Consider the following 14,355-nt stretch of genomic DNA (forward strand, 5'->3'; position numbering starts at 1 on the left):
TTATTTGCCCTATTCATCAGTTAATTCCGCTTGACGCGTGACATCGAGCTTTTGCGGCAAACTTGCTGCCAAAGCACCGACACTGCCTGCCCCTTGAGTGAGTATCACATCCCCATCTTGTAAAATATGCTTCAAGACACCCGGCACATCTTCTACATCGGTTACAAAAATGGGATCGACCTTGCCACGAATACGGATAGCGCGCGATAAGGCACGCCCGTCAGCACCTGGGATAGGTTGCTCGCTGGCAGGATAAACATCCATCAAAACTAAGACATCCGTTTCAGAAAGTACTTGAGCAAAATCTTCAAATAAATCACGGGTACGGGTATACCGGTGCGGCTGGAATACTAATACCAAACGCCGATCAGGCCAAACCCCCCGAGCAGCTTTCAAGGTAGCTAGCATTTCGCGCGGATGATGCCCATAATCATCCACTAAGGTTGCCGTGCCACGACCAAAATTAATATCGCCATAGAGTTGGAAACGTCGTCCAACGCCATCGAATTTTTGCAAGCCACGTTGAATCGCTTCTTGCGGAATGTCTAGCTCAGTCGCAACCGTAATCGCAGCTAAAGCATTTAAAACGTTATGATGTCCGGGTAAATTCAAGGTGACGTCCCAACGCTTGCCCGTTCGTGCAAACTCCACCGTAAATTGACTTTGCAGACCTTCGTACTTCACATGACTTGCACGAACATCCGCATCCTGCTCAATGCCATAGGTCAAAATCGGACGATTTACTTGGGGCAAAATCGCTCGCACATGCTCATCATCCGTACATAAGACCGCCAATCCATAAAACGGCAAGTGATGCAAAAAGTCGATAAACGTCTGCTTTAAGCGGGCAAAATCGCCGCCGTATGTAGACATGTGGTCTTCGTCGATATTAGTGACAATAGAAATCATGGGTTGCAGATGCAAAAACGAGGCGTCGCTTTCATCGGCCTCTGCTACCAAATACTCACCCGTTCCCAACTTAGAGTTACTGGCTGAGCTATTCAATTTACCGCCAATGACATAAGTTGGATCCATTCCGCCTTCGACTAATAAACTGGTTACTAGGCTGGTAGTGGTCGTTTTACCATGCGTTCCTGCGATCGCAATACCTTGACGAAAGCGCATCAGTTCCGCGAGCATTTCAGCACGACGCACAATAGGAATGCGCTGTTCACGTGCGGCTATAATTTCAGGATTAGCATCATCAATGGCAGTTGAGACCACAATAACATCGGCACCATTCACTTGCTCAGCCGCATGACCTTTATAGGTTTTGACGCCCAAAGAGCGTAAGCGCCGTGTCATGGTATTATCCGCTAAGTCGGAGCCACTGACGCTGTAGCCCAGATTGGCAACCACCTCAGCAATTCCCCCCATTCCAGCACCACCAATGCCAATAAAATGGATGCGGTTAATCCGTTTCCGCGCAAGGCTGTCAACGCCTGTTTTCATGCTACTTGTCCCTGTTCATTAAAATGATAACCCGCATATTCGGCACAAATGGCAGCCACTTCCTCGGTAGCTTGAGGTTTAGCTAATTGCCGTGCTGCCTGCGCCATGTGCAATAAACGTGGGCGATCAGTACATAATTCCTGTAAAGCCACTGACAATGTCTGTGCAGTCAAATGACTTTGCGGCATCAAGAGCGCCGCACCATGATCCGCTAAATAAGCCGCATTGGCGGTCTGATGATCGTCCACCGCATGAGGATAAGGCACTAAAATACTCGCCAAACCTGCGGCTGCAACTTCGGCGATGGTCAAAGCACCCGCACGACAAATAATCAAATCAGCCCAGCTATAGGCCTCTGCCATGTCCTCAATATAAGCGGTCACCGTACCAGCCACTTGAGCCGACTGGTAATTGGCTTGCGCGGTTTCCAGATTCCGTGTGCCTGCTTGGTGGCGTACTTCGGGGCGCATCCACTCGGGTATTAAAGCCAAAGCCTGTGGCACAACCTCATTTAACGCCGCCGCGCCTAGACTGCCACCAATAATCAATAGATGTACTTTTTGACCTTCACGCGCTGCATGACGTAGTTCTGGAGCGGGCAGTGCCGCAATATCATTTCGCACCGGATTACCAGTAGCCAGTAATTTTTTGGAAGCCGGAAACGTTTTCGGGAAACCTTCCAACACACGCTTACTAAAGCTGGCGAGCAAACGATTGGTTAAACCCGCGACCGCATTTTGTTCGTGAATGACCAAGGGAATGCCCATCAGTGAAGCTACCAAGCCCCCCGGACCAGCTACAAATCCACCCATACCTAAGACCGCAGCAGGTTTATGTTCACGCATAATTTTAACGGACTGACCCAAGGCAACCAGCAAACGCCATGGTGCTGCTAACCAAGCTTGCCAGCCTTTGCCACGCAGACCATTCACCGTAAGCCACGCCATGGGAATGCCAGCTTCAGGAATAACCCGCGCTTCCAAGCCATTTCTGGTGCCCATCCAAACAATAGGAATATCCTTCGCTTGCAACGCACGTGCTACTGCTAGCCCCGGATAAACATGCCCGCCGGTTCCCCCTGCGGTAATCAGAATAGGCTGTTTTATAGTTGTCATGCCGCTTTCCTCGTTTTTGACTCCAACATAGGGGCTGGGCGACGCGTTTTTACTTTCTTTTCTACCGGCTGCAAGCCAAATTGACTAATTTGTGTATCGCGGTGCACACGTAATAAGATGCCCATAGCCATTAGGCTTACGATTAAACTACTACCACCATAGCTAATGAGCGGTAGGGTCAAACCTTTTGGTGGCAACACGGCCAGATTTACCCCCACATGCAAAATCGATTGCATTCCCATCCAAAAACCAATGCCATAAGCAACATAAGCACCATAAAACTGCCCTTGCTTATCCGCTTGAAAGCCAATGACAAAGGCGCGATAGACTAACCAACCGAATAAAGCCAACACTACCAACATACCAACGAAGCCGAACTCCTCCGCTAATACCGCGAAAATAAAATCGTTGTGTGCTTCAGGCAGGTAAAACAATTTTTGTACACTCGCACCCAGACCATTACCTAACCAACCGCCATCCCCAACCGCCATCAGCGCACGGACGGTTTGATAGCCACTGGTTTGCTCGTATTCCCATGGATTCCAGAAGGCTTGTAAGCGATTACCGCGATAACCGACGAACGCTAATGGCAACATAACCGCAAAAGCACCCGCGAATAAAATGCCGAGTTGCTTCAGCGGTACACCGCCTAAAAACAACATCGCCAAGCCAACCCCTAGAATAATGACCGTCGAACCAAAATCAGGTTCGGCTAATAACAAGCCACCAATCATACCCAATGCCAATAATGGAATGAGCAAGGGTTGGTAAGTTCCTAACAAAGCCAGACGCTTACCATGACGCACCAAATAACCGGCCAAATACAAAATCGTAACTAATTTGACCAATTCCGATACTTGCAAGGTCATAAAACCTAAATTGAGCCAGCGTCGACTTCCTTTCACCTCTACCCCGATACCGGGCACTAACACCAAGCCCAATAACCCTAGCGCTACCAATAACAGAGGCGGACCGAGACTTTCCCAAAACGACATGCGCACTTGGTAAATCATCACCATGGCTACTAAACCTAAGCCTAAAAAGCCAACTTGGCGCGTTAGGTAATAAAACGCATCGTTATACTGTTTTTCTGCCACCCAAAACGACGCTGAGCCTAGCATCACGATGCCAATTCCTAATAAGGCAGCCAAAGCCAATAACAAATCGCGATCCACATAACGTGTCCAATCTAAGCTTTCAATTTGTTCGGTGCTTGGCAAACCTAAGTCTTTCATGCAGGCAACCTCAACACGGTTTCAGTAAACACTTCGCCCCGATGATTATAATTACGGAACATATCGAAACTGGCACAAGCGGGTGAAAGCAAGACATTATCGCCTTCTTGCGCTAATGCTGCTGCAACACGCACGGCTTCATCCATATTCGCAACATGACGAATTGGCACCTCACCTTGTAAAGCTGCTTGAATCTTGTCTGCATCCTCACCCATTAGCACAACTGCGCGTGCTTTAGCTTGTACGGCTGGATTTAAGGGGGAAAAATCTGCGCCCTTACCTTGACCACCCGCAATTAAGACCGTTTTTCTGGGCATGCCACGCAACGCAGCAACTGTTGCACCAACATTGGTTCCCTTGGAATCGTCATACCAATTCACCCCACGACGCTCACGCACCCATTGGGTACGATGCGGCAAGCCGCTAAAAGACTGAGCAGCTTCGAGCATATGCGGCAGTGACATACCGGCGGCTTCTCCCAACGCTAAAGCCGCTAATACATTGGCTGCATTATGCTCACCGGGCAAGCGTAGCTTATCCAAGGGCAGTAAATACTCTTGTCCACGCGCTAACCAAGAGTCTCCATCTTTTTCACGCAGCCCATATTGCTGCGCTTCAGGCTGATCCAAACCGAAACTAATACTGCGCGCCGGTGGCGTCGTTTCTAACATATCCATTACTACTGGATCGTCGCGATTAACAACCGCACAGGCACAACGCTCGTAAATTTTTTCTTTCGCGGCTGCATAATCCGCATAACTGTCGTAGCGATCCATATGATCTTCGCTGACATTCAGAACCACCGCTGACTGCGCATTTAATGAGTAAGTCGTTTCCAATTGGAAACTCGATAACTCCATCACGTATACATCGGGTATGGGCTTTTCCAACATTTCTAAAGCCGCAAAACCTAAATTACCACCCGCATAAGATTGCCAACCGCACGCTTTCGCCATGAGATCCACTAAGGTAGTAACACTACTTTTACCATTTGAGCCAGTAATGGCAATAATCGGGGCTTTAGCCTCACGCACGAATAATTCAATATCACCAATAATCTCAGCCCCACGGGCTTGGGCAGCTTTAATTTCAGGCGTCGCGACGGCAATACCCGGACTTACGACCAAGGTTTTGGCATGTGCAAACCAATCCACTGCCTGCTCAAATGCACCAAAGTGATGCGGTACCGTGGGATATTCAGCTTGCAGCACCTCAGACCCCGGCGGCTGTGCACGGCTATCGACTACAGCTATTTTTTCACCACGTTGCGCTAAATAACGCACCACTGACAAGCCCGTTTGACCTAAACCGACGACGAGTGTTGTCCAAGCTAGATTAGATTGCTCTGCCATTAGCGCACCTTCAATGAAGCAAGACCAATCATGACCATAATCACGGTCATAATCCAAAACCGTACAATTACCTTCGGCTCAGGCCAACCTTTCTTTTCATAGTGATGATGCAAAGGCGCCATGCGGAAAATACGTTTCCCGCCTGTGGCTTTGAAATAGCCGACTTGCATAATCACCGACAACGTTTCCATCACGAAAATACCGCCCATAATGGCTAGTATAATTTCTTGACGCACAATCACGGCTACAATACCCAATGCAGCTCCCAGTGCGAGCGCACCTACATCCCCCATGAAAACCTGTGCTGGATAGGTGTTGAACCATAAAAATCCTAGCCCCGCCCCGAAAATGGCTGAACAGAAAATCATGACTTCACCAGCACCTGGAATACGGGGAATACCTAAATATTGCGAAATCGCTGCATGACCGCTGACATAAGAAAAGATAGCGAGACCACCCGCCACCATAATCGTCGGCATAATCGCCAAGCCATCTAATCCATCAGTTAAATTAACTGCATTACTAGAACCAACAATCACAAGGTAAACCCAAGGAATAAACAACATCCCCATTTGCCAATGGGCATTCTTCAAAAAAGGTAAAAATAAAGTCGTTTCTGTGGAGGTTTGAGCGCTAAAAAACAAATAAAAGGCCGCAGCAAATCCAATCAAACTTAGTCCTAGATATTTTTGTTTCGCCGTTAAGCCTAAGTTGCGGCGTTTTTTCAGTTTGATGTAATCATCTAAACCACCGACTAAACCAAATCCCAAGGTCACAAATAGCACAACCCAAACATAGCGATTGCTCAAATCAGCCCATAACAAGGTGGCAGCAGCAATCGCTAAAATAATCATCACTCCCCCCATCGTGGGCGTGCCCGCTTTCATTTGGTGTTGGGGGCCGTCTTCACGAATATATTGGCCAATTTTCAAACGCGTTAATGCCCGAATCATGGAGGGTCCGGTCCATAAGCCGATCACAAATGCCGTTAACACCGCCAAAATCGCACGCAAGGTCAAATATTGAAAGACGTTGAAGCCACGGTAAAAATCATCCAAAAAGTCAAACAACCACAGCAACATCAATGCACCTCCGCTGTTGAGCGTGTGCATAAAGCATCAACCACCCGTTCCATACGGGCTGAACGAGAGCCTTTTACTAATACCGTACTGCTGGGTGTTAGGATATTTTTTACATACTCCACCAACAGATCTAATTCATTAAAATGCTTAGCGTTTTCACCAAATGCTTGGCTTGCTGCCTGACTTAAATGCCCTAAGCTCACCAAATACTCGATACCAGCCTCTTTTGCTTGCTGGCCAATCGCTTGATGCAGGTTCGCCGCTGTATCACCTAACTCCGCCATATCACCCATTATAAAGACCGTCTGCCCTTTGAAATCCGCCAACACCTTTACGGCTGCGGCCATTGAAGAAGGATTTGCATTATACGTATCATCAATTACCACGCCGCCGTGCGTGCCTTGCACCGGATTTAGCCGTCCCTTTACCGCCTGTAACGCCGCCAAACCACTTGCAATCGCAGTCAAGGGCAGCTTCAGCGCCAAAGCCGCCGCCGTCGCTGCTAGCGCATTGAGTCGATTGTGTTGGCCTAAAAGTTTTAAATCGACTTCAACTTGTTCACCATACGCCTGAATCACCAAGTGATTTGCCGCATTCAAATAACCACTTACTTCTGCTTCGTGTTGCAAACCGAAGCGGATAATAGGCCGTTTTTTATTTAATTCAAACCAATAATCGGCATAAATATCATCGGCATTAATGATCGCCACACCATTCGGCATCAATCCAGCGAAAATCTCGCCTTTGGCACGTGCAACACCGGCTATATCACCAAACCCTTCTAAATGTGCAGCACCCGCATTATTTAGAATGGCAACATTAGGACGCGCAATTTTAGTCAAATAATCAATTTCACCAAAGTGGTTAGCACCCATTTCAATCACTGCAAATTGATGCTCAGCACGTAAACCCAGTAAGGTCAGCGGCATACCAATGTCATTATTCAAATTGCCTGCTGTTGCTAGCGTTTTGCCTTGAAGCGCCAAAATTGAGGTCAGCATTTCCTTCAAAGTGGTCTTGCCGTTACTCCCTGTCAAACCAACAACTGGCGTAGAAAACCTTGCGCGCCATGCTTTGGCTAATTCCCCCAAGGCCAAGCGCACATCTGGCACAATCACTTGTGGAATCGGCGCCTCTATTGCGTGGCTGACTAAAGCAGCGGAAGCCTTACCTGCCACTTGAGCCACAAAATCATGTGCATCAAAACGCTCACCTTTCAGCGCTAAAAATACATCGCCTTGCTGTACTGCACGCGAGTCACGCTCCACGCGCTCCAATGCCATATTCGCTGCCTCTAGTTCACTAATAAGGTGTAGACGACCACTAGCTAATTGTGCAAATTCAGCCAAATTCAGCCACGTCATGCAGCGCACTCCTCAAGTGCTAAAGCAGCTTGTTCGCGATCATCAAAAGGAATTTGCTCGCCTGCAATCAACTGCACCGTTTCGTGACCCTTGCCTGCGATCAAAATTGTGTCACCCTCTTGCGCAGCTTTAACTGCCATGCGAATCGCTTTGGCGCGATCATGCTCAAACGTCACAGCCTGAGCATTTTTGAAACCGGCACGAATATCCTGAAAAATTTGCTGCGCTGATTCCGTACGCGGATTATCATCGGTGACAATCACTTGATCCGCCTGCTGCTCCGCAATACCTGCCATCAAGGGGCGCTTGCCTGCATCACGGTCACCGCCACAACCAAATACACAAATCAGTTTGCCACGGGTGTGGACTCGGGCAGCATTCAACACTTGGCTTAAAGCACCCGGTGTGTGCGCATAATCCACAGCCACTAACACATCTTTCATGGTCGATGCTGTCACGCGCTCCATACGCCCCGGTACGGTATACACTTGCTGCAACGCTTTTAAAGCTTGTGGCAAGTCTAAGCCGTACGCTAATAAAACACTGAGCGCCGCCAATAAGTTATGTAAATTAAATTTACCCAGCACAGGCGCTTGTAAAATACCTTCACCCGCCAGCGTCACGATCTTGGCCCAAATACCGTTATGGTCGAAACGTGCCTCAGTCGCAATGACACCATTGGTTGGGTAATTCGCTCGTTCGCCAAGCCCATACCCCCAAACCTGCACCTGTCTGGCTTGCAGTTGTTGCGCCAGCTCCTGTCCGAAAGCGTCATCTAAGTTCAAAACAGCATGCTTTAAACTAGGCCACTGGAATAATTTGCGCTTAGCATCTGCATACGCTGCTACGGTGCCGTGATAATCCAAATGATCACGCGTCAAATTCGTCAGCACCGCCATTTCAAAATTCACCGCATTCACGCGGCCTTGATCTAAGGCATGAGACGACACCTCCATGGCAACCGTCTCAAACCCAGCTTGGGCAAGTTGTGCCAAATGTTGCTGTACCTGAATTGCATCGGGCGTAGTATGCGTTCCTTTATGTAATTTGCCCGGTTGACCAATCCCTAAAGTACCAATCACTGCAGCTTGTTGTTGAGCAGCGTGCAAAGCTTCCGCAATAAAATGGGTGGTGGAAGTTTTTCCATCTGTACCCGTGACCCCAATGACACGAGCCTCAGCTTGTTGATTGGCCTGATAAAAACGTTTAGCAATTTCACCCAAATGTTGTGCTAAGCCGGTGATACTAACCACCGGAATAGTGGCAGACTTTAAGGTCTCGACTACAGCTGGTGGTGCAACGTGGTCGTGCACAATGACTGAAGCCCCTGCTTCAATCACGGATTGTGCATGTTCTAAACCATGTTGACGTGTTCCTTGCAACGCGACAAACATAAAGCCGCTTTGAATCTGGCGGCTATCTAACGACAAACCCGATACAGAAATATCGGGTAGATTTGAAGCAAATCCTTGTAATAATACCGCTAATGAGACTTTGCTCATGTCGCGCCCCCTTGTTTTATTTGGTCTTGTTTTTCATTAGCTTGCTTGAGATGTGGCACATTGTCAGGAGGAATATCCATCAAACGCAATGCCTCAGCCATCACTTTAGAAAATACCGGTGCTGCCGCCAAACCACCGCTATCATTTACCTTCGGTTCATCAATTTGTACTGCGACTACCAAGCGTGGACGACTGGCTGGTGCCACACCGATAAAGCTTGTCATGTAGCGGTCATTCTGATATTTGCCATTAATGAACTTAAAGGCTGTGCCGGTTTTACCAGCCACATGGTAACCATCCACCATCGCCCGCTTACCCGTTCCTTCCGTCACTACCGACTCCATCATCTTAACCACATCTTTAGCGGTTTTGGCGGACATGACGTTGGGGCTGGGTGGAACTTTATTTACCTTATAAATAGATAAAGGCACTAACTTACCTTCTGCGGCAAAAGGTGCATACGCATGAGCCAATTGCAGCAAACTGGTAGACAAGCCATAGCCATAGCCATGCGAAGCACGGTCAATCTTTCCCCATGATGCATAATTACTCAGTTGTCCTGGAGATTCCCCCGGAAAACCCGAATTCGGATAATCGCCCAGCCCTAAACGACTCAAAAACATCCAGTGATCGCGGGGATTCAACATGAGAGCGACACGACTTGCGCCCACATTACTGGATTTTGCCAATAAGGTAGGCAAAGAAATAATGCCGTAATTACCTTTATCACGAACAATGTATTTACCAAGATTCAGATGACCGGGTGAAGTATCAATTGAGACATTAGGATTGATGACTTTCGATTCTAAAGCCGCCGCCAAAGTTAAGGGCTTTAAGGTAGAACCCGGTTCAGATTTATCAGTCACCGCGCGATTACGGTATTGCTGAGGACTCAGTTCTTTTCGGTTATTAGGATTAAAAGAAGGTGAATTAACCATCGCCAAAATTTCACCGGTTTGTGCATCTAAAACGACCAGTGAGCCTGATTTAGCATTTAATTTAGCAACTTGCGTTTTTAATTCACGATAGGCAATAAACTGTATACGGCGATCAATACTGAGCTGCACCGATTGCCCCGGAATCATGTCCTCAATACTTTCGACATTTTCAATGATGCGACGTTTGGCATCCAGTACTACACGCTTTTTCCCATCTTTGCCTGCTAGTAAGGACTGCTGTGCCTTCTCAATACCTTCAATGCCATGCCCATCAATGCTAGTCATACCCAAAATATGACCTGCAGCCTCCCCTAAAGGATAAAAGCGCCGATAACTTTGGCTACTTTCTACCCCTTCCAAATCCAGCTCCATCACCTGCTGCACCGCCTCCGGTGGTAGTTGACGGCCTAAATAGAAAAAGCTTTTATCGCGCGCTTGCTCCAGACGCTCCAATAACTCCCCAGGATTAAGCTCCAAAATCTCTTCAATTTTGCGAAAACTATTCTCCAATTTGACAAACTTAAGCGCAGCCAACTCGCTGTTTTGCTTCGCCTGCGCTTTATCTTGCGCCTCGCCTACCTCGCCCATTTGTCTTGCAATATCATATTCATCGCGCAAATTTTGTCGGGCATTCAATAATTGAGAGGGATTACAGGATAAATTTTCGACGGGCGAGCTAACGGCTAAAGGATCACCATTACGGTCTAAAATCATCCCTCGATAGGCAGGAATAGTCACCACACGATTTTGGAGCGCATCGGCACGTTGCTGTAATTTTTCTTGTTCAAATACCTCTAGCCACACGCCGCGCAACATTAAAACACCCATAAGGCCCACCAAGCCCAGCATTAAGAAGCGGCGGCGTCCTTGGAACAGCGGGGATGGTAATTTACGACGGCTCATTCGCGAATGACTCGGGTATTATCAGCAACCGGCTTTTGCATATTGAGTGACTCTACCGCTCTACTTTCGACATGCAATTGGTTTAACTGCGTACTTTGTTCTAACACATAGCGACTCCATGTCGCATTTAATTGGTCTCGATCACGCTCTAACTGCTGCACTTCAACAAACAACTGACGAGCCTCATGGCGATTAGCCGCCACCATAACCGCAAGCGTAATCACTATGACATACAACATCACGAGCCAAGGCCAATACCAACGAGCTAACACCTGTCACAGCCCTTAATTTTTTTGCGCAACACGCATAATGGCGCTTCGTGCACGAACATTGGTCTCAATTTCCTTATCGGACGGTTTTACGGCCTTGCCACATAAACTTAACGCTGTGGGTATTGCGGTTTGTGTATCACGAATCGGTAAATGTTTGGGAAGCCTTGGTGCCGTCGAGTGATCACGCATAAATTGTTTGACAATACGATCCTCTAGTGAATGAAAACTAATCACCACTAAACGCCCGCTAGGCGCTAAACACTCCAAAGTCCTATGTAAAACAGCTTCTAATTGGTCTAATTCTTGATTCACCTTAATGCGAATCGCCTGAAAGCTTCGTGTTGCAGGATGCTTACCGGGTTCACGCTTGGGCACTGCTTGAGCAATGACATGCGCTAATTGCAAGGTGGTCTCAATGGGTGTGTCCACGCGGATTTGCACAATTTTACGCGCAATTTGACGTGAAAAACGTTCCTCACCGTATAACCACAACACATTAGCAATATCGGCCTCATCTGCCTCTTTCAACCATGTTTTAGCGCTTTGCCCTTGCGTTGGATTCATGCGCATATCTAAATCACCATCGCGCATAAAGCTAAAACCACGTGTTGCATCATCTAACTGTGGCGATGAAACCCCTAAATCTAATAACAATCCATCAATCGGCTTTACAGAATTCGCTGCTTCTAGGGCTTGCGGAAATTCATGAAATGCACCATGCCACATAAAAAAACGAGGATCATTGGCATGACGTTCACGTGCTACAGCAACTGCACTGGGATCTTTATCAATAGCAATCAAACGACCTTTGCCATTGAGTTTTTGGAGAATCGCACTTGAATGGCCACCACGACCATAAGTACCATCCACATAAAGTCCATCGGGCTTAATTGCCAAAGCATCCACTGCCTCAGACAGCAACACCGTATCGTGCGCAAACACATCCATTACATAGAAACCTGATTAAGAAGATCATGCGCGTCTTCATCGTCCTGAGCTTCCTGCAACCAAGTTTCGCGGGCGCTAAACCAACGCTCTTCATCCCACAACTCGAATTTATTAGCTTGCCCTACCAACACCGCACGTTTATCCAAGTGGGCATAATCACGTAATGGGGTAGGCAACAACAATCGCCCCTGCGTGTCTAACTCTAACTCAGCAGCATGGCCTAACAGCAGACGCTGCATATTACGTACACGGCGATTCATATTTGGCAAAGCCATGAGAGTCTGTTCAAATTTAACCCATTGATTCATTGGATAAAGTAGCAAACAGTCATCAGTATGATCCACAGTTAGAACCATTTGGCTATTCGCCTGCTCCGCAATCATCTCCCGATATTTGGCTGGTATCGCTATACGGCCTTTGTTATCAATTGCAATATGGGAAATGCCTCGAAACATCCATGAATCCAACGTATTGATTTTCAGTCTTTATATCATGCAGCACGGGAATTTATCCCACTTTTCTCCACTTTTCCCCACGAATGAGAAGATAATAGAAACTGAGCCTCGTGCTGTCAATCAAACGGCACAAAAACATTTCCTAAGCAAGGATTATCCGACGAATAAATATAAATTATTTACTTGGATTAGAAACAAGGAAATCAAGCAATTACCAAAGCAGTGTTTCAACGTTGAGGTGATTTAAAATGATAAGATAGAAAATCTTACCTATAAATTTTTGTATAAGAAAAGATAGCCGATCTATAAGCCGGGTTCTGTCGAGGACAACCATTCATCTAGGACAGTTATCACTAACTGCCTCCAGCAACCTACCCGAATGCAGTGCGGGCCACACCAATGCATTCCTATTTGGTCTTGCTCCAGACGGGGTTTACCCTGCCACTTTTGTTGCCAAAAGCGCGGTGCGCTCTTACCGCACCATTTCACCCTTACCTAACGGATCGCTTGCGCGAAATCGGATAGGCGGTATATTTTCTGTGGCACTTTCCGTCGACTTACGCCGCCTAGGCGTTACCTAGCGTCTTGCCCTATGGAGCCCGGACTTTCCTCCCCTTTTTGCAAAGCAGCGGTTGTCCAATCGGCTGGAAAGCTTATAGCAAGTGTAGTTGCTGAGTGCAAGTCTTATAAACCCTGACGCACCACCCCATTTAAAGCCGACACAAAGGTAATATGATTTGGGTGGACAGGTTGTTTAATTAAGATGCCTGGCCGTACCAGCATGGCAGGGATGTGTTTATCCCAATAGGACTTTAAAACCGAGGGCGGCAATTTGGCAAAATGCACCGGTATATTAATAGAATCCACATCTTCCAAACCATTTTGTTGAATGGCTTTCTTTAGCGTACGTAACTCTGAAATATCCTCCAATCGGCCAAACAAAGCCAAATCAGCCTCTGCTTTAGGCATCAGATTACTGAAAAAACGTGAATACCCACCCGCATAAGCCACTTCAGGCGCTGCCATCCCCGGAATAAACACTAAGACCAAGGTTTTATCCTTATCAGCTACAGCATTCAATACTTCAGCTTGATACAGACTGGCGCTAATTAAACCCTGCGGCAAATCTTGAACACTATGCAAAAAAATCATCAATTCTACGCTTAGTGCTGGTTTAAGCTTTCCAAGACTCTTCGCCCACTCGATAATGCCCTGTGTTGTTTCTGCTAGCTCCAGCACAGGTTTATCCGTCACCACATGATGTAGCACAACCACTAATTTTTCATCACTCGTGCCCGCTATAGTAAGCTGTAAGGCATATTGCGTACCATCGGTGCCACGCTCAATCGGAACGACCTCCCCCACTGGAGACAACTGCTCAACAAAATAATGATTGGCTATTTTCAAACGGGTGGGCGCATCTAACGTTTCATCAGACAGTGCCATAATCGCTTTTACACCAGTATTTAATTGATCCCCGCTTAAGGCAATTGGGGCGGGTTTCACCCCCCAAGAAAAAGTAGGTTGTTTAAGCACTGCCCAAATTAGCAGCGTCATAATAATTAACGCGATTAATAAATCGGTGACACGACTTACCATCCACTTCATAACGTAATGATCCTAAAATTCTCAAATGACACTGATAACACGTTGGGTTTTGTGCGCAAAGCATAGACTATTTCTCTATAAACATGCCATGCACCAAGCAAAATCTCACCAATCGACGCAAAATTGGCG

The 14,355-nt window shown here is 47.2% G+C and carries 12 protein-coding genes and 1 other RNA gene; all 13 read right to left on the minus strand.

Annotated elements, in window-relative coordinates; translation table 11 throughout:
• Positions 1 to 9: 9 nt before the first annotated feature.
• The gene (murC, locus tag A3IE_RS0103805; protein WP_020394262.1) at positions 10 to 1,452 is read right to left on the minus strand and encodes a UDP-N-acetylmuramate--L-alanine ligase; all 1,443 of its coding nucleotides are present in this window, start codon (positions 1,450 to 1,452) and stop codon (positions 10 to 12) included.
• On the minus strand, positions 1,449 to 2,567 hold the full coding sequence (gene murG / locus A3IE_RS0103810) for an undecaprenyldiphospho-muramoylpentapeptide beta-N-acetylglucosaminyltransferase (RefSeq protein ID WP_020394263.1): 1,119 nt from the start codon (positions 2,565 to 2,567) through the stop codon (positions 1,449 to 1,451). The genes murC and murG overlap by 4 nt, the downstream gene beginning before the upstream one ends.
• Complete coding sequence (gene ftsW, locus A3IE_RS0103815) at positions 2,564 to 3,802, minus strand: putative lipid II flippase FtsW (protein WP_020394264.1); 1,239 nt, start codon at positions 3,800 to 3,802, stop codon at positions 2,564 to 2,566. Before ftsW ends, murG begins: the two co-directional genes overlap by 4 nt.
• Positions 3,799 to 5,154 carry a UDP-N-acetylmuramoyl-L-alanine--D-glutamate ligase gene (gene murD, locus A3IE_RS0103820; RefSeq protein ID WP_020394265.1) on the minus strand — a complete coding sequence of 452 codons (1,356 nt, stop codon included), beginning with the start codon at positions 5,152 to 5,154 and terminating at the stop codon, positions 3,799 to 3,801. The genes ftsW and murD overlap by 4 nt, the downstream gene beginning before the upstream one ends.
• On the minus strand, positions 5,154 to 6,236 hold the full coding sequence (gene mraY, locus A3IE_RS0103825; RefSeq protein WP_020394266.1) for a phospho-N-acetylmuramoyl-pentapeptide-transferase: 1,083 nt from the start codon (positions 6,234 to 6,236) through the stop codon (positions 5,154 to 5,156). Before mraY ends, murD begins: the two co-directional genes overlap by 1 nt.
• Positions 6,236 to 7,600, minus strand: a complete 1,365-nt coding sequence (locus A3IE_RS0103830) for a UDP-N-acetylmuramoyl-tripeptide--D-alanyl-D-alanine ligase (protein ID WP_020394267.1) — start codon at positions 7,598 to 7,600, stop codon at positions 6,236 to 6,238. The genes mraY and A3IE_RS0103830 overlap by 1 nt, the downstream gene beginning before the upstream one ends.
• Positions 7,597 to 9,102 (minus strand): UDP-N-acetylmuramoyl-L-alanyl-D-glutamate--2,6-diaminopimelate ligase, encoded by a 1,506-nt coding sequence (locus A3IE_RS0103835; RefSeq protein WP_020394268.1) that lies wholly within the window; start codon positions 9,100 to 9,102, stop codon positions 7,597 to 7,599. The genes A3IE_RS0103830 and A3IE_RS0103835 overlap by 4 nt, the downstream gene beginning before the upstream one ends.
• Positions 9,099 to 10,943, minus strand: a complete 1,845-nt coding sequence (locus tag A3IE_RS0103840; RefSeq protein ID WP_020394269.1) for a peptidoglycan D,D-transpeptidase FtsI family protein — start codon at positions 10,941 to 10,943, stop codon at positions 9,099 to 9,101. The genes A3IE_RS0103835 and A3IE_RS0103840 overlap by 4 nt, the downstream gene beginning before the upstream one ends.
• On the minus strand, positions 10,940 to 11,215 hold the full coding sequence (gene ftsL, locus A3IE_RS0103845) for a cell division protein FtsL (protein ID WP_020394270.1): 276 nt from the start codon (positions 11,213 to 11,215) through the stop codon (positions 10,940 to 10,942). Before ftsL ends, A3IE_RS0103840 begins: the two co-directional genes overlap by 4 nt.
• Before the next feature lie 12 nt (positions 11,216 to 11,227).
• Entirely contained in the window at positions 11,228 to 12,163 is a 936-nt protein-coding gene (gene rsmH / locus A3IE_RS0103850; protein WP_020394271.1) for a 16S rRNA (cytosine(1402)-N(4))-methyltransferase RsmH, read from the minus strand.
• Positions 12,163 to 12,618 (minus strand): division/cell wall cluster transcriptional repressor MraZ, encoded by a 456-nt coding sequence (gene mraZ / locus A3IE_RS0103855; protein ID WP_020394272.1) that lies wholly within the window; start codon positions 12,616 to 12,618, stop codon positions 12,163 to 12,165. The genes rsmH and mraZ overlap by 1 nt, the downstream gene beginning before the upstream one ends.
• A gap of 290 nt (positions 12,619 to 12,908) precedes the next feature.
• Positions 12,909 to 13,266: RNase P RNA component class A (gene rnpB / locus A3IE_RS21860), an RNA gene on the minus strand.
• A 36-nt stretch (positions 13,267 to 13,302) separates the two neighbouring features.
• On the minus strand, positions 13,303 to 14,226 hold the full coding sequence (locus A3IE_RS0103860; protein ID WP_020394273.1) for a hypothetical protein: 924 nt from the start codon (positions 14,224 to 14,226) through the stop codon (positions 13,303 to 13,305).
• Positions 14,227 to 14,355 lie beyond the last annotated feature (129 nt).

The organism is Thiolinea disciformis DSM 14473, assembly GCF_000371925.1.
In the GTDB taxonomy this organism is placed as follows: domain Bacteria; phylum Pseudomonadota; class Gammaproteobacteria; order Thiotrichales; family Thiotrichaceae; genus Thiolinea; species Thiolinea disciformis.